Source organism: Bradyrhizobium sp. BRP20 (assembly GCF_020194215.1).
Classification (GTDB): domain Bacteria; phylum Pseudomonadota; class Alphaproteobacteria; order Rhizobiales; family Xanthobacteraceae; genus Bradyrhizobium; species Bradyrhizobium yuanmingense.
On record NZ_JADYVY010000005.1, the window covers coordinates 338,891 to 359,753 of the forward strand.

Genomic DNA, 20,863 nt, shown 5'->3' on the forward strand with positions numbered 1-20,863 from the left:
CCACGCGCATCCGCGTGGCCTCTTGCTTTCAAGACGTCAGGCAGCGTGGACCGAGCTCAGGAACTTGGCGACTTCCTGCTTCAACCGGTTGCTGTCGGCCGACAGCGAGCGCGCCGCCGACAACACCTGCGAGGAGGCCGAGCCGGTCTCGGAGGCGCCGCGCTGCACGTCGCCGATGTTGGACGAGACGAGCTGCGTGCCCTGGGCCGCCTGCTGGACGTTGCGGGATATCTCCTGCGTCGCCGCGCCCTGCTGCTCCACGGCCGCGGCGACCGTTGAGGCGATCTCCGACAGCCGCTCGATGGTGCCGCTGATCTCCCGGATCGAGCCGACCGACTCCTCGGTCGCGGCCTGGATGCCGGAGACCTGCTGGGCGATCTCGCCGGTGGCCCTGGCCGTCTGCTCGGCGAGCGCCTTGACCTCGGTAGCGACCACGGCAAAGCCGCGGCCGGCTTCGCCCGCGCGCGCCGCCTCGATCGTGGCGTTCAGCGCCAAGAGGTTGGTCTGGCCGGCAATGGTGCTGATCAGCTCGACCACGTCGCCGATCCGCGCGGCGGCCTTGGAGAGCGCGCCGACGCGCTCGTTGGTCCGGCTCGCCTGACCGACAGCCTCGGTGGCGATGCGGGCGGATTCCTGCACCTGGCGGGCGATCTCGGAGACCGAGGAGGAGAGCTCCTCGGTTGCAGAGGCGACCGCCTGCACATTGGCCGAGGCCTCCTGCGAAGCGCTGGCGACCTCCGTCGAGAGGTCCTGGGCGCGCGCGGCAGTCGTCGTCAACGTGCCGGCGGAGGCTTCGAGCTCGCCCGATGCCGACGACACCGTGTTGACGATCTCGCCGACGGCCTGCTCGAACTGATCGGCGAGCCTGGCCATGTCTTTCCTGCGGTTCTCGGCCTGCCGCGCCTCGAGTTCGGCCTGCTCGGCGCGCATGCTCTCGGTCTCGATCATGTTGTCCTTGAAGACCTGGATCGCCTTGGCCATGTCGCCGATCTCGTCGGCCCTGCCGCGGCCGGGAATCTCGACCTCGAGATTGCCGCCGGCAAGCCGCCCCATCGCCTGCGTCATCGAGGTCAGCGGACCGACGATGCTGCGGGCGATGAGGAAGGCGACGATGCCTCCGAACAGGATGGCAAGGCCGCCGGCGATCTCCTGCACGGTCGTCGTTCCCGCGATCACGGCCTCGGCGGTGGTGCGCGATGCCTGGTAGTCCTCCTTCAGCGTCGTTTCCGCCACCTTGAGCTTGCCGATGCTGTCGACGATGAGGGGCGCGAGGCTCTTGTGGTAGATCTCGTCCGCTTTAAGCATCGCTGCGGAGGTCGTCTCGAACGCCGTCTTGTAGGTTTCAAGCGAGGTCTTCACCGGCGCCAGCGTGGCGCGCAACGCCGCCGCCTGCGGGCTCTTTTCGAGTGCCCCGAGCCGTTGTAATGCCCTGTCGATGCTCGCCCTGAAGGTCGCAGGGCCCTGCGCATCGCGAAGGGCCAGAAAACGCCAATTTACGATCCTCACGAGCAGGATTCGGGATTCGAGATCGGCGACGAGGGAAGCGGTATCTTCATCGACGGCGGCGCGCGCCACGTCGACGAGCTTGTTCGTCTTGGTGGCCAGGTCCTCGCCACTCGGCAGCAGCGTCGCCTTTCCCGTTCTCGTCTCGTTGACGGCGTCGCCGAGATTGTCACGCAGGCGCCGCATTTTCGCGATCTCGTCGATCAGGCCGTTGTAGAGCGCGCGCCGCTCCTCGGAGAGCGCCCCCTGAGCGCCGATCCGGAGCAGCTCGCTCGCCGCGGTCTCGCGCTCTTGCGCTTCCTTCATTGCGGACTCGTTGCCGTCGTAGACGTAGCGCAAATTGGCCCGCTGAATCGCCTGCAGATGGGCCGATATTTCCAGCACCCGCGCCGTGCTGTCCGAGAGGGCGGATTGTCTTGCGACCTGATCCTGCACATCCCGCAAATTCCAGACGGCAACCACCGCCATCACGACACCCACCGCCACCAGGGCCATGAAGCCTGCGTACAGGCGTCCCCTGATCCGCAAACGAAATTTCGGCATTCCCACTGTCCACCCAGATGCATGTGAATTCGAGGGGCCGAACGACTCCGGCGATCGTCACGGCCACTCCGGCAGCCGCACGCCGCGCCCTGGCGGCCTACGCTGCACCGCGACACAATGGGGGACACTTCTTAATTGAACCTTCAAATTCCTCGCGCGCCCGGTCTCGACCTGCACCAAATCTGCTGATTTTGGCGGCAGCTATGCAAAGCCGCATGCGAATCCGCTGTGCCATGCACGCCGATGCATGCTGTTCGTCAGGGGATGCCTATTGGGCGCCGGCCTGCTGCAATTTGCCGAGTGCATTTTCGACCACTTCCAGCGTGTAGGGCTTCTGGACCACCGGCGCGGAGGCCAATGGCTCGGGGATCGGCGCGCGCTCGCCATAGCCGGTCGCGAAGATGAAGGGCACCCCGATCTCCTTCAGCTTCTGCGCCACCTTGATGCTGCTCTCGCTGCCGAGATTGAGGTCGAGCAGGGCAAAGCTCGGCCGCGAACGCTCGATCGAGCGCAGTGCCTGGTCGACGGTTGCGGCGGTGTCGACGTGGCGGGCGCCGAGGTCGAGCAGGATGACCTCCGCGGCCATCGCGATGATCAGGTTGTCCTCCACGATCAGGGCCGTGTCGGAAATCCGTGGACGGGCAGATTGCTGCTCCTCGATACGGATGGCGGCTCCCGCGATGGATGGGACGAGCTGGACGAAGTTGGGCGGAATGACGAACTTCGCCTGGACGCCCAGGAGGTCGAAACGGATCTCGGCATCGCCCTTGAGATCGAACGGCACCGACCGCTCGATGATGGTGGTGCCGAAGCCGCGCCGCGACGGCGGCTGCACGGGCGGACCGCCGCTCTCCTTCCACTCGATGACGAGGCTGGAAGACGGGTCGAGGCGCCAGACCACCTCGACACTGCCGGTGGAATCGGCAAGCGCGCCGTACTTGGCGGAATTGGTCATCATCTCATGAACGACGAGCGCCAGCGTCGCGAACGCCTTTGGATCGAGCGCGACGTCCGGACCGCCCATCTTCACCCGGTCTGCGCGCGCACCGAGATAGGCGCCGGCCTCGGACTCGACCAGGGTGCGGAGCGCGACGGGTGCCCAGTTCAGGTTCGTGATCTGGTCGTGGGCGCGCGCGAGGGCCTGGATGCGGCCGCCGAGCACGCTGGCGAACTCCTCGATGCCGGTCGCAGTCTCCTTGCTCTGCGCCACCAGGGCGCGCACGAGGCTCAGGATGTTGCGGACGCGATGATTGAGCTCGGCGATCATCAGTTCCTGCCGCTCCTGTGCCCCGCGGCGCTCGCGCGCGGCGAGGTCGGACAGTTGCAGGATCACCTCCAGCAGCGTGACGCGCAGGCTCTCGGCGATGCGGATATCGGCCGCCGACCACGGCTTCGACTGCCCCGCCACGGTTTCCTGCCATAGCTCGAAGCTCTTGCGCGGGGTGAGGCGCGGCCCGTGCGGCCCTTCGTCGTAGACCTTGTTGGGATCGGCGGCCCATTTCACCGATCGCGTGACTTCGCGGCGGAAGAAGATCAGGCAATCGCGCGGCGTGCGCGAGATCGGGATGGCGAGAAAGCCCGCCGCGCGGTCACGGAAGGCCTGGCCGGCGGCGTAGACCTGGGCGATCTCGGCGCTGGCGAAGATCCGGCCCGGCGAAGTCCGGTTGATGAAGGCGACGAGATCCTTCACCTCGTCTTCGGTCGGGGTCTCGCCCTCGAGCGCGATGGTATTATCGGACCAGACTGCGACACCGTCGCACTCGATCATCTTGCGGTAGTCGCCCAGGAAATCGACGATCGCCCGCCGGCTGTGGTCGTGCGAGGCCGCGATCTCGATCAATCGCTCCTGGACCTGATGCGCGCGGGCCTCATAGGCGACGTCACCCTCGCGCTCGCGGCCTTCCACGATCCACGAGAACATCTGACCGAACAGCTCGGAGGCCGTGCGTTTGTCGAACGAAATGTAACGCGGCGAATAATGGTGGCAGGCAAACAGACCCCACAGCTTGCCGTCGCGCAGGATCGACACCGACATGGAGGCGGCAACGCCCATGTTGCGCAGATATTCGATGTGGATCGGCGACACCGAGCGCAGCACGCTCATCGACAGGTCGAGCAGTCCCGCATTATGCGTGGCCGTGGACATCAGCGCGGCAGGCCGCGCGTCGACGTCGGCGATGATGCGCAGCCAGTTGCGCTGATAGAGCGCGCGCGCCTGCCTTGGGATGTCGGAGGCGGGGTAACGCAGACCGAAAAAGGATTCGAGCCCGGACTCCGCCGTCTCGGCGATCACCTCGCCGGACCCGTCCGGGTGAAACTGATAGACCATGACGCGGTCGAAGCCGGTCAGCACCTTGAGCTGACGCGCCGCCTCGCGCGCAAGATCGGCCATTCCGCGCGTCTTGCGGATCCGTTCGAGCATCAAGCGCACGAGCTCGCCGGAATTGACGCCGGGCTCGTGGACGCTCGGCTCCGCCTCGATGATCAGATAGACGCCGGAGAGATGGATCGAAAGATCAAAGGGTGGCTTGCCGGGCTGCAGCTCGACGCCGAACAGGCGCTCGGTCGCATCCGGACCGCCGAGATGATCGACCCGGCTGCGGATCGTTTCGACCGCCGCCTCGGAGATCACGCCCGACAGCGGCCGCTGCAGCAGGTCGGCAACATCCGTTCCAAGAAAGCTCCCGACGTTATCCGAGGCCATGCAGATCGTGAAATCCGAGAGCACGGCCAGCAGGAAGCCAAACGGCTGCACACTGCCGGGAATGTGGATCGGCTCGCGGTCGCAATTGGTGAGATTGACGGCCTGGTTCATGCCCGGTCCGCCGCCTGCTCGAATGCGGCGAAGGCGATGTGGGCCGCCGCGATCGCCTCGTCCTCATCCCAACGCTCGTCGATTGCAAGCTTCGCCAGGAAAGTTTGCCAAAACCGCCTGCCGGTGCCGTGACTGAGATAGGCGACAGCTTCGCAGATGCGCGGATTGGCGGAATCCGCGACCATCTTCAGCAGGAATTTTGCCCCGAGACGGGAGCCTTCGAGCACATACATCGTGCCCACAACGCCGCTGCGCGTCAGTGGGGGCACGGACGCCAGCCGCGGCACCGCGCTGCCGAGGCGCTCGAGATCAGCCAGAATTGCCGCGCTTCGCGACCGCTCAGGCCAGTCCGGGAAAGCGCTGCTGACGTCGGCCTCGACGAGTGCCGTCTCGAGCGGCAGCAAGGCGCCGGCGCTGGCTTGCAGAAAGCGCCGATAGCCGGAGAGCTCGGTCAGATCGAACGCCGATAGCTGCGCGTCGAGGTCGCGGTGCGCGGCCGACGTTGCGTCTCTTAGTCGTTCGCGCAGTCCGGAGAAGCTGCGGCCTCCCTGCGTTGAAACGTCCGAAGCCCCAGCCAGCATGAAATTCCCGAGAACGCAGGTTGCCGCGGGCGCGGCGCGCCCGGCAACCGAGGGAACGCCGGCGGCACGCAATAGTTCCGCCGGCCTTGGCACCGCGAGAGGCGAGACATGGGGGGTCCACTCCGTTCATTTCCGCCGAACCGTCCTTCTGAGCTCGTGCTCGATCTCGCTCCGGGACATCCCGAAATCCTGAAGCTCGCGTTCGGTCATGGCCGCGAGCTGGCAGCGGATCCGAGACCGCTCGTGCCGGGTCTGCATGAGTTCCAGCAGCGCCCGGCAGGCCCGCACAAACATCGCGGGCCGTGACGAACAGGAGCGGCCGGTGGACGCGACCTGATCCAATCTGGTCAGCTCGCTGCCCTGGCGGGAGCTTGCGGAAACGGGCCGAGCGCCTTCTCGGTCAGCACGGAGTCGCAGTACTCGCGAATCTCCTTGATCCTGCCGTCCTCCAGACGAAACACGAGGCAATAATCGTTGTCGTAACGCACGCCCTCGGGCGTGACGTTATCGCCCTTGGCTTCGACCACCACGATGTCGTCATCGGCGATGAAGCGATGGGCGACGGTACGCGTGCGGTCGCGCAGGCGCGTGCGGACATAACCGTGCAGATCCTTGAGGATCGCCTCCTTGCCGGCAAAGGTGCGCGACCAGGAATATTGCCCGGTGACGACCCATTTGGCGTCGTCGGCGAGACTTGCGCTGAACAGGGCGCGGTCGCGCGCGGCGGGATCGGGATTGGCGGCCGCGGCAAAGATATCCTGCAGCAGTTTCTTGTTGGCGCTCGCGTTCATGGCGGCATCTCCTCGTGGTGACAACGCCGAGATCATCGCCGGGCCAACGTCATTCTTCAAATCGATATGAAATATGATATCTATTCACCTCATGAATTTGAAAACGCTCGACCTCAACCTATTGACCGCGCTCGACGCATTGCTCCGCGAGGCCAATGTCAGCCGCGCGGCCCTGAGGATTGGCCTGTCACAGCCGGCCACGAGCCACGCCTTGCAGCGCCTGCGCGACATCTTCGGTGACCCGCTGCTGGTGCGCACGGGCGTACGGATGGAGCTGACGCCGCGGGCGCTCGCCCTGCGTGCGCCGCTGGCGCAGGCGCTCGACCAGGTCCGCGGGCTGTTCTTGCCCGATGACTTCAATGCCGCGCGCAGCGAGCGGCAGTTCCGCCTGATGATGCCGGATCTCGCGGTCGAGCTGTTGATGCCGCCCTTGATGGCGAAAGTGACGCGCCTTGCCCCCAACGTCCGCATCGACGTGGTGCCGTGGCGGGGACCTGCGATCTTCCACGCCGAGTTCGCCCGCACCATCGATCTCGTGATCTCGATCGGCAACGCCTTCAAGGGGTTTCATCGCCAGTTGCTCTACACCGACAGCGACGCGCTGGCGGTGCGGCGCGGCCATCCCGTCGGAGCGAGGCTGAAGCGACGCGAGGCGTTCCTGGCCGCCCGCCATGTCGGCGTGATCATCCGCGGCAATGCCGAGGATCTCATCGACACCTGGCTGCACAGCAAAGGCGTCGAGCGACATATCTCGCTGGTCGTGCCGGGCTATCTCGAAGCCTTGCACGTTGCCGCGCGCACCGATCTCGTCGCCTTCGTGCCGCGCCGGCTGATCGCCGCGCTGTCGCAGCAGCTCGGCCTCGTCACGGTGACGCCGCCGCTCGATCCAGGGATCGACGAGCAGTTCATGTTCCACCCGACGCGCGCGCAGATGGACCCCGGTTCGATCTGGCTGAGAAGGCTGATGCTGGAGACGGGGCGGCAGCTGGAGCAAGCCAGGCGGAAACTCCCGTAGCAACTCTCGTAGGGTGGGTTAGCCGAAGGCGTAACCCACCACTTTGGCTTCCGCAGCGACAGAAGAGGTGGGTTACGCTGCGCTAACCCACCCCACAACAGCTGCGCTCCTACGCCTTCTGCGCCGCCATCACCTTGCTCACCGCGGGGCGATCGGACATGCGCTTGAAGTGATCGGCGATCTTCGGCGTCGCATTCATGTCGACGCTGTCGCCTTCGAGCCAGGTCGAGAGCGTATAGAGATAGGGATCGCAGATCGTGTACTGATCGCCCATCACCCAGGGTCCCCGAAACATCTTCTGCTCGATCAGCTTGAAGCAGGCGCCCATGGTCTTCGGCACCATCGCCTTCATGTCGGCGAACGAGCTCTCCTCGGTCGCCCAGCGCGCGCCGCGCATCTTGTGGGCGTGGTTGATGTGCACGGTCGAGCAGAGATAGGAGTTGAACGACTGCACCTGGGCGAAGTCGAAGGGATCGTCGAGCGGCGCGAGCTTCGCCTTGGGGAAGGTCTGCGCGAGATAGGCCAGCATCGCCGGCGTCTCGGTCAGGACGCCGCGGTCGGTGACCAGCGCCGGCACCCGGCCCTTCGGGTTGATGGCGAGATAGTCCGGGCTGTTCTGCTGGTTATCCTTGAAGCTCAGCCGCTCAGCGGTGTAGTCGGCGCCGGCCTCTTCCAGGGTGATGTAGGTGGCGAGCGCGCAGGTGCCGGTGGCGTAGTAGAGCTTGAGCATGTCGGACCTCATGGGGAAAACCGGAGGTTAACGGTCCTCCGCCGCGCCGTCCATAGGCGGCCTGTTCGCAGTTGCCCACGGCCGCCCGGCTGTGCCAAGACGCCTCCATCGGAGGGGTTTTCTCATGACGGTACTCATCGCCGGTGGCGGCATCGGCGGGCTGACGCTTGCGCTCAGCCTGCATCAAATCGGCGTTCCCGTGAAAGTGTTCGAGAGTGTCGCGGAACTGAAGCCGCTCGGGGTCGGCATCAACGTGCTGCCGCATGCGGTGCGCGAGCTGATCGAGCTCGGCCTGCTGGACAAGCTGGACGCCAGCGGTGTGCGGACGCGCGAGCTCGCATATTTCTCCAAGCACGGCAAGCCGATCTGGAGCGAGCCGCGCGGCCTTGAGGCCGGCTACAAATGGCCGCAATTCTCGATCCATCGCGGCACGCTGCAGCAGATCCTGCTCGACACCGCGCTCGAGCGGCTCGGCCGCGACAACATCCTCACCAGCCATCATCTGACCGGCTGGACCGAGACGGCGGGCGGCGTGCGCGCCGACTTCGTCGACAGGGCGACCGGCAAGGCCGCCGGCACCTACGAGGGCGCGATCCTGATCGCCGCCGACGGCATCCATTCCGCCGCGCGAGAGAAGCTCTATCCGAACGAAGGCCCGCCGATCTGGAACGGCCGCATCCTCTGGCGCGGCGTCACGCCGGCCAAAGCCTTCCTCACCGGCCGCAGCATGATCATGGCCGGTCACGAGATCCTGAAATTCGTCTGCTATCCGATCTCGAAAGAAGCGGACGCCGACGGCAACCACCTCATCAACTGGGTCGCGGAGCGCCACATGCCGCCGACCTATCAGTGGCGTCGCGAGGACTATAACCGCACGGCGCGGCTCGAGGAGTTCCTGCCCTGGTTCGAGAGCTGGCAGTTCGACTGGCTCGATGTGCCCGCCCTGATCAGGAACTGCCCGCACGCCTACGAATATCCGCTGGTCGATCGCGATCCGGTGTCGCAATGGACCTTCGGCCGCGTCACGCTGATGGGCGATGCCGCGCATCCGATGTACCCGATCGGCTCGAACGGCGCCTCGCAGGCGATCCTCGACGCGCGCGTCATCACGCGCGAGATCCTGGCGCACGGCCCGACGCAGGCGGCACTGCTCGCCTATGAGGCCGAGCGACGGCCCGCAACCACCGACCTCGTCCTGCTCAACCGCAAGAACGGTCCCGAGCAGGTGATGCAGCTGGTCGAGGAGCGCGCGCCTGACGGGTACAAGGTCGTCACCGACGTGCTGTCGCAAAAGGAGCTGGAGGACATCGCCGCCAACTACAAGCGCGTTGCGGGATTTCAGGTCGAGGCGCTGAATGCGAAGCCGCCGATCGTGAGCAAGGACGCGCGGGCGAAGGGGTGAGTTCTTTGCTCAAGGCGAGATGTGCGCGAATACGCCCTCTCCCCTTGCGGGAGAGGGCAGCGACGCAGGTAGAAGCGGACTCACTTGGGTGAGGGGTTCTGTCCGCAGGTAAATCTTTTGCCGTAGAATTCGCTGAGGCAACCCCTCATCCGGCGCTTCGCGCCACCTTCTCCCGCAAGGGGAGAAGGAAGAGCAGTGCGCACCGCCGAACTATTTTCCCACCACCCTCGCCGCCTCCAACAATCGCTCGCTGGCGCTTGCCGTCGCCAGCACCGTGCCGTCCTCTGCCATCAGCTTGGCTTCGACGAAGGCGATGGTCTTGCCGAGCTGCGTGACCTTGGCTTCGCCGGTGATCGGACCGGGCTTTGCGGGTGCCAAAAAATTCACGGTCATGCTGATCGTGGTGGTGTAGAGCCGGCCCTCGCTCATCACCAGCACCGCCGGACCCATGGTGTCGTCGAGCATCGCCGAGAGCATGCCGCCCTGGATGAAGCCCGCGGGGTTGCAGAACTCCGGCTTGCCGTCGAAGCCGAGCTTGATCCAGCCCTCCTCCGGACGGGCATCGAGCAGGCGCCAGCCGAGCAGCTCGGCGCATGGGGGCCTTGGGAAGTTATCGAGCGCGGTCTTGACCATGCGAGATCTCCTTTGCCCCCTGTTAGCGCAAGCCTGCTGACAGCCTGCTGTCAGCAGGATGGATGCTAGAGATCCAATCCATGCGCGATGACCTTGCGCATGACGTTGGGCAGCGCCTCATCTGCCAGAGTCGCGATCGGCACCCAACGCATGCCCTCGGGCGCGCGGACCCGGGCCTCGGCCTTGGCCGTGTAGACCACTAGCTCGAGCGGAAAATGCGTGAAGACGTGGGTGACGGCGCCCACCTTGCGCTGCCAGCGCGACAGCCCCTTCAGCTGCGGCGCCTGCTGCTTCGCCGTTGCATCGTCCTGGCCGGCGAGCCAGTCCGAGCACGGCACCTCCGTCATGCCGCCGAGCAACCCCTTTTCGGGCCTCGAGCGGACGAGCAGCTCGTCGCCGCGCGTGACCACGAAGGCGGCACCGCGCCTGAGCGTCCCGCTCTTCTTCGGTGCCTTGCGCGGGAACGTCTCCTGGGTGCCCTGCGCGCGTGCCGCGCAGTCCTCGTTCAGCGGACACAGCGAGCAGGCCGGCTTCTTCGGCGTGCAGATCGAGGCGCCGAGATCCATCAGCGCCTGCGCGCTGTCGCCGGCGCGAGACTCCGCCAGCAGCGTCGCGGCCAGTTGCTGGATGAGCGGCTTGGCTTGCGGCAGCTCCTCCTCGACCGCGAACAGCCGCGACACCACGCGCTCGATATTGCCGTCGACCGGCATGGTGCGGCGGTCGAACGCGATCGCCGCAATCGCCGCCGCCGTGTAGGGCCCGATCCCCGGCAGCGCGCGCAGGCCCTCCTCGGTATCCGGAAACACGCCGCCATGTTCGCGCGTCACCGCGACCGCGCAGGCGTGGAGGTTGCGTGCGCGCGAATAGTAGCCGAGCCCCGCCCACATCCGCAGCACGTCGTCCTGCGAGGCTCGCCCCAGCGCCGTGACATCAGGCCAGCGCGCGACGAACTTTTCGAAATAGGGGCCGACCGCCTTCACGGTGGTCTGCTGGAGCATGATCTCGGAGAGCCAGACGCGATAGGGATCGGATGCCTCGCCCGGCGCGGCGCGCCACGGCAATCGGCGGCGGTGGCGGTCGTACCATTGCAGGAGCGCGAGCGGGCGAACCGACGACGCCGTACTCTGTTCCTTCTTGCGCGCAGTCGTGGAGAGCATGCACCTTTACTAGAGGAGGATTCCGCCTGTGGCCAGCGCGACCGGACCGTTGCGCGCTATAACGCCTTGCGTTATACACAGACATGATCCAGAGCTTCGCCAACTCCGAGACAGAGTTGATCTGGTCCGGTCGGCGAAGTCGAAAACTGCCGTCCGACATTCAGAATGTGGCTTTGCGAAAGCTGCGCTTGCTAAACCAGGCGCGGGTGTTGGCGGATCTCAAGGTTCCGCCGGGCAATCGGCTGGAAGCCCTGAAAGCCAACCGCGAAGGTCAGCACTCGATCCGGATCAACGATCAGTGGCGCATCTGTTTTGTGTGGGATGAAGGAGGACCGAGAGATGTCGAAATCGTCGACTACCACCAGGAACGGGTTCCTCCGCAATCCCCATCCCGGCGAGATCCTGCTGGAGGAGTTTTTGAAGCCGATGGAGCTGAGCCAGAACGCGCTGGCGCGGGCCGTTCACGTCCCGCCGCGGCGGATCAACGAGATCGTCCTCGGCAAGCGCGACATCACCGCCGACACTGACCTGCGGCTCGCCCGCTATTTCGGTCTGTCGGAGGGCTTTTTCCTGGGTCTGCAGATGGACTATGATCTGATGCAACGACGGCGCGAGATCGATCGCGACCTCAAGGCCATCCGGCCTCGCGCCGCGGCATAACGGACGGCTCATGTCCAAATCCGGCCCCATCTTCAAGCCCGGCCCGGTCAGCGCCAAACCGCTCGGGATCCTGCTCAACGACGTCTTTGCCGAGGCCTATGCCAAGCAGGGCTTTGCGGCGCGCGAGCTGGTGACGCGGTGGGCACAGATCGCGGGGCCGGAGATCGCGGCCCATGCCGAGCCGCTCAAGATGCAATGGCCGCGGCCGGTCGAGGGTCAGCCGCAGGAGCCGGCAACCCTGGTGCTACGGGTCGAGGGGCCGATGGCGCTGGAGATTCAGCATTCGGCCGACGTGATCCTGGAGCGGGTCAACCGCTTCTTCGGCTGGAGCGCGGTCGGCAAGCTGGCCTTCCGCCAGGCGCCCCTGTCGCGGCCGCGGGCCCGGAAGCGGCCCGGCCCACCCGACCCCAAGGCTGTCGCCAAGGTGGCGGAGAACCTGACCGAGATCGAAGATGAAGAACTGAAGACCGCGCTGGCGCGCCTCGGGGCCGCCATCAAGCGAAATTGAGCCTCATTCCGCGGCCAAACTGGACCTGTCCGTAGCGCCCGCCATTGCCTCAAACGACGTTTCAAGCTAGCGACAGGCCGTCCGAGCAGGAAACCTTGACCCGTCCTTTGGGCGAACCTTGCCAATCCCGGGAGCCGACCTTGATCATCACCCGCCGCGCCTTCACCACGATGCTGTCGCTGACCGGGCTTGCCGCGTTCGCCGGGCTCTCGCCGCTGCGGTTCATCTCGGACGCCATGATCCCTGAAGCAATGGCGCAGTCGGCCGCCGACGTCGCCAAGCCGGTGTCGCTGCCCGACATGGCGCTCGGCCCGAAGGATGCCGCCGTCACCATCACCGAATACGCCTCGATGACGTGCCCGCACTGCGCCGCCTTCAACGAGCAGGTGTTCCCGAAGATCAAGACGGAATACATCGACACCGGCAAGGTGCGTTACATCTTCCGCGAGTTCCCGCTCGACATCAAAGCCGCCGCCGGCTCGATGCTGTCGCGCTGCATCGCCAAGGACGATGCGCCGAAATACTTCGCGGTCACCGACATGCTGTTCCGCCAGCAGAATGACTGGGTGATGAAGAACACCACCGAGACCCTGACGCGGATCGGCAAGCAGGCCGGCCTCACCCAGCAGCAGGTCGAGGCCTGCCTGAAGGACCAGGCGCTGCTCGACAAGATTGCCGCCGACCAGAAATATGCCAGCGACGTGCTCAAGGTGGATTCGACGCCGACCTTCTTCATCAACGGCGAGAAGATCAAGGGCGACACCTCGTTCGAGGAGTTCGCCAAGAAGATCAACCCGCTGCTGAAGAGCTGATTCGCGCGTCAAGATCCTGATTCGCATCTCGAAAGCCGTATCTTTCCCGGCATAAATCCCTTGGGAAAAGCGGCTTTCGCCGGTTGCCCTCGCGGCGCACCGCGGCCATTGTCCAGCCGCATGAGGCGCCTCGCGCGACTCACCCAGACAGCGACATTGCCTTCCATGGTATTGTCCCGGCAGGGGGATTCGCGCCTGCCAACAGAGATGCGTGCTTATGAAAATCACCCGCCTGCGCCTTCACGGTTTCAAGTCCTTCGTTGAGCCCACGGACTTCGTCATCGAGCCCGGCCTGACCGGCGTGGTCGGCCCCAACGGCTGCGGCAAGTCCAATCTCGTCGAGGCGCTGCGCTGGGCGATGGGCGAGACCTCCTACAAGTCGCTGCGCGCGGCCGACATGGATGCGGTGATCTTCGCCGGCTCCGGCAATCGTCCGGCGCGCAACCATGCCGAAGTGACGATGACGATCGACAATGCCGATCGCACCGCGCCGGCGGCGATGAACGACAGCCAGATCCTGGAAATCTCCCGCCGCATCGAGCGCGAGGCCGGCTCGGTCTACCGCATCAACGGCCGCGACGTGCGGGCCCGCGACGTGCAGATCCTGTTCGCGGACGCCGCCACCGGCGCACGCTCGCCCGCCCTCGTTCACCAGGGCAAGATCGGCGAGATCATCCAGGCCAAGCCCGAGCAGCGCCGCCGCGTGCTGGAAGATGCCGCGGGCGTTGCCGGCCTGCATGCCCGCCGTCACGAGGCCGAGCTGCGGCTGAAGGCGGCCGAAACCAACCTCACCCGCGTCGAGGATGTGATCGGCCAGCTCTCCGGCCAGATGGAAGGCCTGAAGAAGCAGGCTCGCCAGGCCGTGCGCTATCGCGAGGTCGCCGCCAAGGTCCGCAAGGCCGAAGCCACGCTGTTCCACCTGCGCTGGGTCGGTGCCCATGCCGACGTCAACGAGTCCGGCCAGACCCACGATCTCGCCGTGCGCGAGATGGCCGAGCGCACCCAGCACCAGGCCGAAGCCGCCCGCATCCAGGCGATCCGCGCCGCCGAGATGCCGGCGCTGCGCGATGCCGAAGCGCGCGCCGCCGCCGGCCTGCAGCGCCTGACCAATGCCCGCGAGCAGCTCGACCGTGAGGAAGAGCGCGCCAAGGAGCGCGTCGCCGAGCTCGAGCGCCGCCTCGCCCAGTTCGAGGGCGACATTTCCCGTGCTCAGCAACAAACCATGGACGCCGACGTCGCGCTGCAACGGCTCGACGCCGAAGACGCCGAGCTGAAGGAAGAGATCAAGTCGCGCGTCGAGAAGCGCTCCGGCGTCGACGAGCGCGTCGCCGAGGCCGAGGCGGTACTGACCGAAACCGAGCAGCGCTTCGCCGAGCTCACAACCGCGCTCGCCGACCTCACCGCGAAGCGCAACCAGCTCGAGGCCAACGTCCGCACCCATCGCGACAAGCTCGCCCGGCTCGATCAGGAGATCGCGAACGTCACGGCAGAAGAGCAGAAGCTCACCGAAGCAACCGGCGGCTTCGGCGATCTCGACGAGCTGACCGCGCTGGTCGAGACGGCGGAAGGGACGCTGGCCGCCTCCGAAGCTGCGGCGCAGGCCAGCGAAGCGGCGCATGTCGCGGCACGCCAGACGCTGGAATCCTCACGCTCGCCGCTGGTCGAGGCCGACAAGCGCGTGCAGCGGCTCGAGACCGAGGCGCGCACGATCTCCAAGATCGTCAACGGCGAGACCAAGAATTTGTGGCCGCCGATCATCGACGGCATCACCGTCGACAAGGGCTATGAAAAGGCGATCGGCGCCGCGCTCGGCGACGATCTCGACGCCCCGATCGATCCGTCGGCGCCGATGCGCTGGACCAATGTCGGACACACCGAGGGCGATCCGGAGCTGCCCGAAGGCGCCGTTCCGCTCTCCAACCATGTGCAGGCGCCGGCCGAGCTGGCGCGTCGCCTCGCGCAGATCGGTGTCGTCCCGCGCGAGCGCGGCGCCGAGCTGGTCTCGCAGCTCAAGACCGGCCAGCGGCTGGTCTCGCCCGAGGGCGACGTCTGGCGCTGGGACGGTTTTGTCGCCGCGGCTCACGCGCCGACCGGCGCCGCGCGGCGCCTGGCCGAACGCGCCCGCCTCGTCGACATCGAGAACGAGCTGGAGCAGGCCCGCATCGACGCGCAGATCAAGCGCCAGGCGCTGGAGAATGCCGAGTCCGAGCTGCAGATGGCGGCGAGCACCGAAGGCGCGAGCCGCGAAGCCTGGCGTGCCGCCCAGCGCGAGCTGAACGTCGCGCGCGAGCGCCACGCCAATGCCGAGCGCGAGATCAGCCGCCATGCCGCGCGCAAGGCGACGCTGTCGGAAGCGCGCAGCCGCCTCGCCGCCGATCGCGCCGAAGCCGAGGCCGCCTACGAATACGCCCAGGCCGGCATCGGCGAGCTGCCGTCGAGCGAAGACACCGAGACCCAGCTCGCCGCCGTCCGCAGCGACATCGAAGGCCGCCGCCGCATGGCCGCCCAGGTCCGCGCCGAGGCGCAGGCGCTGGCACGCGAAGCCGAGCTCGCCGATCGCCGCGTGCAGGCGATCCTCGCCGAACGCACCGAGTGGCAGAACCGCAAGGAGAGCGCGGCCTCCCATATCGACACCATCCAGGCCCGCATCGCCGAGCTCACGATCGAGCGCAGCGAGCTCGAAAACGCCCCGGCCGTGTTCGCCGAAAAGCGCAGCGCGCTGATCACCGAGATCGAATACGCCGAGAACGACCGCCGCATGGCCGCCGACGCGCTCGCCACCGCGGAAACCGCGATGGCCGAGACCGACCGAGTCGCCAAGCTGACGCTCGAAGCACTGTCGAGTGCCCGCGAGGCCACCGCCCGCGCCGAGGAGCGCATGGAAGGCGCCCGCCGCCGTCTGGAAGACATCGAGCGCGAGATCCGCGACATGCTCGAGGTCGAGCCGCAGGCCGTCGCCGGCCTTGCCGAGCTCGAGCCCGGCGCCGAACTGCCGCCGCTGCACGAGATCGAGGAGGACCTCGAGAAGATGCGCCGGGACCGCGAGCGCCTCGGCGCCGTCAATCTGCGCGCCGAGGAAGAGCTGCGCGAGGTCGAGACCCAGCACACCGGCCTCGTCACCGAGCGCGATGACCTGGTCGAGGCGATCAAGCGGCTGCGCCAGGGCATCCAGAGCCTCAACAAGGAAGCCCGCGAGCGGCTGCTGACCTCGTTCGACGTCGTCAACGAGCACTTCAAGCGCCTGTTCGTCGAGCTGTTCGGCGGCGGCGAAGCCGCGCTGCACCTGATCGAGAGCGACGACCCGCTGGAAGCCGGCCTCGAGATCATCGCCAAGCCGCCGGGCAAGAAGCCGCAGACGCTCTCGCTGCTCTCGGGAGGCGAGCAGGCGCTGACCGCGATGGCGCTGATCTTCGCGGTGTTCCTGACCAACCCCTCGCCGATCTGCGTGCTGGACGAAGTCGACGCGCCGCTCGACGACCACAACGTCGAACGGTACTGCAACCTCCTGCACGAGATGACTGGCTCGACCGACACGCGCTTTATCATCATCACGCACAACCCGATCACGATGGCGCGGATGAACCGCCTGTTCGGCGTCACCATGGCCGAGCGCGGCGTGTCGCAGCTGGTGTCGGTGAGCCTCGCCGAGGCCGTGGACATTCTCGACCAGAACGTGGCGTGATCTTGGACCGTCATTCCGGGGCGATGCGCAGCATCGAACCCGGAATCCATGGTACGACCGACGCTGCAGATAAATGGATTCCGGGTTCTCGCTTCGCGAGCCCCGGATGACGTGGGGTTGCTGATGATCTCCCCCACCCTTCCCGCCGAACTGAAAGCCGCCCTCGACGGCAAGCTGCAGGGCTTCTCTCGCAGCGACGCGGCCCGGCGCTCGCAGAGGATCTCGACTACGTATCGCGCCGGCGGCACCTCCGGCACGATCAAGTCGGACGCAGATGCGCTCGCTTATGCGCTGGCGCGCATGCCCGCGACCTACGCGGCGGTGGCGGCGAGCCTCAATGCGCTCACCGAGATCGCGCCTGATCTCGCCCCCGAAACATTGCTCGACGTCGGCGCCGGTCCGGGCACCGCCAGCTGGGCCGCCGCGGAAGCCTTTCCGTCGCTACAGGATTTTACCCTGCTCGATGCCAACGCCACGCTGAGCCGGCTCGCGCTCGAACTGGCACACGGCAGCTCGCGATTGGCGGAGTGCCGTTATCTGCCCGGCGATGCCGGCGGCAACCTCGCCGAGGTCTCACAGGCCGATTTCGTCATCGCCAGCTACATCATCGGCGAGCTCAGCGAGGCCGATCAGCGCAAGCTGACCGAGGCGATGTGGGCCAAGGCGCGCCACGCGCTGGTGGTGATCGAGCCCGGCACGCCCGCTGGCTATGCCCGCATCCTCGCCCTGCGCCAGCAGCTGATCGCAGCTGGCGCCTTCGTCACCGCGCCCTGCCCGCACGAAAGGCCGTGCCCGCTCATCGCGCCCGACTGGTGCCATTTCCGCCAGCGCCTGCCGCGCTCGCAGGCGCACCGGCAGATCAAGGGCGCCGAGGTCCCGTTCGAGGACGAGCGCTTCATCTACGTCGCCCTGACCCGCACCCCGCCCGCGAGCCGCGCCGCGCGCGTGCTGGCACCGCCGGACGTCGGCAAGGCCGAGATCGCGGCCAAGCTTTGCACGGAGGCTGGGGTTGCGCCGGCAAAAGTCCCGCGGCGGGACAAGGCGGCCTATGCCGAGGCCCGGCGCTGGCGCTGGGGCGATGCCGTCATGTCCGAAAGTTAATTTCGCTGGCCGTGCCTGCCTTGAACTCGGGCCGTTCCTGATCCGACCAAGTCTTACCTTCCCTCCGCGCCGGGCTCTCATCCTGCGTTAATTTCGTCTACCCTGGCGCCCGCCTTCTTCCCTCTTCAGGAGTTCTCCATGTCGACCGGCTGGATCGTTCTCGGCGTCATCGTCGTCCTCGCGCTGATCGCTTTCAGCGCCTACAACCGCCTGGTGGCGCTGAGCCAGCGTGTCGGCCAGGCCTTTGCCGACATCGACGTGCAGCTCAAGCAGCGTCACGACCTGATCCCGAACCTGGTCGAGACGGTGAAGGGCTACGCCTCGCACGAGCGCGGCACGCTCGACGACGTCATCAAGGCGCGCAATTCGGCGATGTCGGCACAGGGTCCGGCGCAGGTGTCCGCGGCCGAGAACCAGCTCTCCGGCGCGCTCGGCCGGCTGATCGCGCTGTCGGAGGCCTATCCCGACCTCAAGGCCAACGCCAATTTCCAGCAGCTCGCGTCCGAGCTCTCCGACCTCGAAAACAAGATCGCGGCGAGCCGCCGCTTCTTCAACAACGCGGTGCAGGAATACAATACCGGCATCCAGCAGCTGCCCGCAGCTCTGTTCGCGGGCATGTTCGGCTTCACCAAAAAGGACTTCTTCGATCTCGGCGCCAGCCGCACCGAGGTCGAGACCGTGCCGCAGGTGAAGTTCTGATTTGAGCCGATAGGCCGGCAGGGCATCGCGTCATGGCCGCGTATGGTCTCTACACGCACATCGCCTCGAACAAGCTTCGTTCGATGCTGCTGCTCGCCGGCTTGTTCGCGCTTGTCTATGTGCTGGTCTATGCCGGCGCGCTGGTGGCCGAAGTGTTCATCGACGACAGTGAGACCGCCGCGTACTATCTGAGACACGCCTTCTCGGACCTACTCAAGGCCGCGCCCATTGCAACGGTCGTGGCGGCGGTCTGGATCGTGATCGCCTATTTCTTTCACCAGTCGATGATCGATGCCGTGACCGGCGGCCACAGCGTCACCCGGCAGGAACAGCCGCGGCTCTACAATCTGCTCGAGAACCTCTGCATCTCGCGCGGCCTCACCATGCCGAAGCTGAAGATCATGGAGAGCCCGGCGCTGAACGCCTTCGCGACCGGCCTCAATCCGCGGCAATATTCCATCACAGTCACCACGGGTCTCCTCGATGCCCTCAACGACAAGGAGATCGAGGCGGTGCTCGGCCACGAGCTGACCCACATCAAGAACGGCGATGTGCAACTCATGGTGGTCGCCGTCATCATCGCCGGCGTGGTCGGCTTCTTCGGCGAATTGTTCTTCCGCCTGTTCACGAATCTGAACTGGAGCTCGGGCGGCTCCTCGTCCTCGGGCTCGTCCTCGTCGTCGCGGTCGTCCTCGTCGTCGAGCGACAGCAAGAGCTCCGCCGGCGGCGCGATCATCGTCATCATCATCGCCATCGTGCTGATCGTGCTGGCCTGGCTGCTGTCGCAGGTGGTGAAGCTCGCACTGTCGCGGTCGCGCGAATATCTCGCCGACGCCGGTTCGGTCGAGCTGACGAAAGACCCCGACGCGATGATCTCGGCGCTGCGCAAGATCGAGGGCCGCGGCGAGCTGCCGGGCGCGACCTCGGCGGTGATGGAGCTCTGCGTCGACAATCCGCGCGAGGGCTTTGCCGACCTGTTCGCGACCCACCCTTCCGTGCAGTCCCGGGTCGACGCGCTGGTCAAGTTCGCCGGCGGGCGCGATCCGGGACCGCTGCCGGACCCCGCCGAAGAGACGGAACAACTCGAGACCGAACATGCCGAGGCGCAGGACGGGCCGCCGCCGCTCTCGCAGGGGCCGTGGAGCGATGCGGCCGGTCCCGCCAACCCGCCGCCCGTTCCCGCGCCCAGTCCCTCAGGAGCCCCGGCAGCCAATCCGATGGGACCGTGGGGCCGTCACTGACGGCGTGATTTGCCGCTTCATGCGCCGGGTTTCCCGGCAATCGGGAAAATCCTCGGGAATTGCCGTAAGTGGAGCGCGAGGAATTGAATTCTCCCTTGTTTCTGCCATGTTCGCGCCCAACAGCAGACTCGGGACGTCTTTCGGGACATCGATTTGGGGCCCGGCCGATTGCGACCTCGCGATCGGGGGCGCGCGTTAGGGGACAGCAATGGCAAAGCCGGCAGTGGTTGTGGTGGGCGCGGACAAGGGCGGGGTCGGCAAGACCACGGTATCGCGCACCCTGCTCGATTATTTCTCGGCCAACAACGTGCCGACGCGGGCGTTCGACACGGAGTCGCCGCGCGGAACCCTGAAGCGCTTCCACCCCGACATCACCGAGATCGTCGACATGACGACGACGGCCGATCAGATGAAGATCTTCGACACGCTCAACGCTGTCAGCCCTTCGGTCACCGTGATCGACGTCCGCGCCGGCCTGCTTTCGCCGGCGCTGGCCTCGCTGCGCGACATCGGCTTCCTCGACGCCGCCAAGGCCGGCCAGATCACCTTCGCCGTGTTCCACATCCTCGGACCCTCGATCGCCTCGCTGGAGGAGATCGCGGAGACCGCAGGCTTCATGGGGGGCGCGAAATATTTCCTGGTGAAGAACTTCATCAACGACACCCAGTTCTTCCAGTGGGACCAGGCGACCTATAATTCCTACTTCCACCGCATCAAGGACGCGACCGAGCTGACCATCCCCAAGCTCAACGAGATGGCCTATGAGCAGGTCGAGGTCTCCTCGGTCCCGTTCCTGAAATTCGTGGCCAACAAGGGCATCAGCGACGAGGCCGCGAACTATTCCTTCGTGCTGCGCGGTTATGTCCGGCACTGGTTGGCCAATGTCTGGAGCGAATACGACCGCATCCGCCTGACTGACATCGTCGGGTCGAAATCCGCCAGCCGCAACAGCGAAAAATAGTTGCGCAAGCCGGGCTGATACGGCTGGAT

At 66.3% G+C, this 20,863-nt stretch carries 18 protein-coding genes and 1 pseudogene; 11 read left to right on the forward strand and 8 right to left on the reverse strand.

Going from position 1 to position 20,863, the window contains the following annotated elements:
• Positions 1-36: 36 nt before the first annotated feature.
• The 5 genes from I6F33_RS15260 to I6F33_RS15280 all read right to left on the reverse strand — a co-directional run bounded on the left by I6F33_RS15260 (position 37) and on the right by I6F33_RS15280 (position 6,233).
• On the reverse strand, positions 37-2,046 hold the full coding sequence (locus tag I6F33_RS15260) for a methyl-accepting chemotaxis protein (RefSeq protein WP_225143149.1): 2,010 nt from the start codon (positions 2,044-2,046) through the stop codon (positions 37-39).
• Between the two features lie 268 nt (positions 2,047-2,314).
• Entirely contained in the window at positions 2,315-4,861 is a 2,547-nt protein-coding gene (locus I6F33_RS15265; RefSeq protein ID WP_225143151.1) for an HWE histidine kinase domain-containing protein, read from the reverse strand.
• Positions 4,858-5,442: a biliverdin-producing heme oxygenase gene (locus I6F33_RS15270; RefSeq protein ID WP_225143153.1), complete on the reverse strand. Its 585-nt coding sequence runs from the start codon at positions 5,440-5,442 to the stop codon at positions 4,858-4,860. Before I6F33_RS15270 ends, I6F33_RS15265 begins: the two co-directional genes overlap by 4 nt.
• A gap of 126 nt (positions 5,443-5,568) precedes the next feature.
• A complete protein-coding gene (locus tag I6F33_RS38325) occupies positions 5,569-5,736 on the reverse strand; it encodes a DUF1127 domain-containing protein (RefSeq protein WP_225143223.1) in 168 nt (55 codons plus the stop codon).
• A gap of 53 nt (positions 5,737-5,789) precedes the next feature.
• The gene (locus I6F33_RS15280) at positions 5,790-6,233 is read right to left on the reverse strand and encodes a nuclear transport factor 2 family protein (RefSeq protein WP_225143155.1); all 444 of its coding nucleotides are present in this window, start codon (positions 6,231-6,233) and stop codon (positions 5,790-5,792) included.
• 91 nt (positions 6,234-6,324) lie between these two features.
• Here I6F33_RS15280 and I6F33_RS15285 point away from each other — a divergent pair, with 91 nt between their 5' ends.
• Positions 6,325-7,248 carry a LysR family transcriptional regulator gene (locus I6F33_RS15285; protein ID WP_225143157.1) on the forward strand — a complete coding sequence of 308 codons (924 nt, stop codon included), beginning with the start codon at positions 6,325-6,327 and terminating at the stop codon, positions 7,246-7,248.
• Positions 7,249-7,357: 109 nt separating this feature from the next.
• Here the strand turns inward: I6F33_RS15285 and I6F33_RS15290 are convergent, their stop codons facing one another.
• Positions 7,358-7,978, reverse strand: coding sequence for a glutathione S-transferase family protein (locus I6F33_RS15290; RefSeq protein ID WP_225143159.1), 621 nt, complete (start codon positions 7,976-7,978; stop codon positions 7,358-7,360).
• A gap of 124 nt (positions 7,979-8,102) precedes the next feature.
• Between I6F33_RS15290 and I6F33_RS15295 the strand changes: the two genes are divergently transcribed.
• Entirely contained in the window at positions 8,103-9,380 is a 1,278-nt protein-coding gene (locus I6F33_RS15295; protein WP_225127837.1) for a flavin-dependent oxidoreductase, read from the forward strand.
• 210 nt (positions 9,381-9,590) lie between these two features.
• Here I6F33_RS15295 and I6F33_RS15300 read toward each other — a convergent pair whose 3' ends face one another.
• The gene (locus I6F33_RS15300; protein ID WP_036006298.1) at positions 9,591-10,013 is read right to left on the reverse strand and encodes a PaaI family thioesterase; all 423 of its coding nucleotides are present in this window, start codon (positions 10,011-10,013) and stop codon (positions 9,591-9,593) included.
• 65 nt (positions 10,014-10,078) lie between these two features.
• A complete protein-coding gene (gene mutY, locus I6F33_RS15305) occupies positions 10,079-11,170 on the reverse strand; it encodes an A/G-specific adenine glycosylase (protein WP_036024854.1) in 1,092 nt (363 codons plus the stop codon).
• Between the two features lie 83 nt (positions 11,171-11,253).
• Between mutY and I6F33_RS15310 the strand changes: the two are divergent.
• The 9 genes and pseudogenes from I6F33_RS15310 to I6F33_RS15350 all read left to right on the forward strand — a co-directional run.
• A pseudogene (locus tag I6F33_RS15310) lies at positions 11,254-11,532 on the forward strand (type II toxin-antitoxin system RelE/ParE family toxin); the annotation flags it as partial.
• Positions 11,510-11,830 carry a HigA family addiction module antitoxin gene (locus tag I6F33_RS15315; RefSeq protein ID WP_036024868.1) on the forward strand — a complete coding sequence of 107 codons (321 nt, stop codon included), beginning with the start codon at positions 11,510-11,512 and terminating at the stop codon, positions 11,828-11,830. The pseudogene I6F33_RS15310 and the gene I6F33_RS15315, both read left to right, overlap by 23 nt.
• 10 nt (positions 11,831-11,840) lie before the next feature.
• Positions 11,841-12,338, forward strand: coding sequence for a DUF721 domain-containing protein (locus I6F33_RS15320; protein WP_225127840.1), 498 nt, complete (start codon positions 11,841-11,843; stop codon positions 12,336-12,338).
• Positions 12,339-12,478: 140 nt separating this feature from the next.
• Positions 12,479-13,150 (forward strand): DsbA family protein, encoded by a 672-nt coding sequence (locus tag I6F33_RS15325; protein WP_036006292.1) that lies wholly within the window; start codon positions 12,479-12,481, stop codon positions 13,148-13,150.
• 217 nt (positions 13,151-13,367) lie between these two features.
• Positions 13,368-16,832 carry a chromosome segregation protein SMC gene (smc, locus tag I6F33_RS15330; RefSeq protein ID WP_225143161.1) on the forward strand — a complete coding sequence of 1,155 codons (3,465 nt, stop codon included), beginning with the start codon at positions 13,368-13,370 and terminating at the stop codon, positions 16,830-16,832.
• Positions 16,833-16,955: 123 nt separating this feature from the next.
• Complete coding sequence (locus I6F33_RS15335; RefSeq protein ID WP_225143163.1) at positions 16,956-17,933, forward strand: small ribosomal subunit Rsm22 family protein; 978 nt, start codon at positions 16,956-16,958, stop codon at positions 17,931-17,933.
• Positions 17,934-18,071: 138 nt separating this feature from the next.
• Positions 18,072-18,632: a LemA family protein gene (locus I6F33_RS15340; protein WP_036006288.1), complete on the forward strand. Its 561-nt coding sequence runs from the start codon at positions 18,072-18,074 to the stop codon at positions 18,630-18,632.
• 32 nt (positions 18,633-18,664) lie between these two features.
• The gene (locus I6F33_RS15345) at positions 18,665-19,873 is read left to right on the forward strand and encodes a M48 family metallopeptidase (RefSeq protein WP_225143164.1); all 1,209 of its coding nucleotides are present in this window, start codon (positions 18,665-18,667) and stop codon (positions 19,871-19,873) included.
• A gap of 208 nt (positions 19,874-20,081) precedes the next feature.
• On the forward strand, positions 20,082-20,834 hold the full coding sequence (locus I6F33_RS15350; protein WP_036006284.1) for a hypothetical protein: 753 nt from the start codon (positions 20,082-20,084) through the stop codon (positions 20,832-20,834).
• The last annotated feature ends 29 nt before the right edge of the window (positions 20,835-20,863 follow it).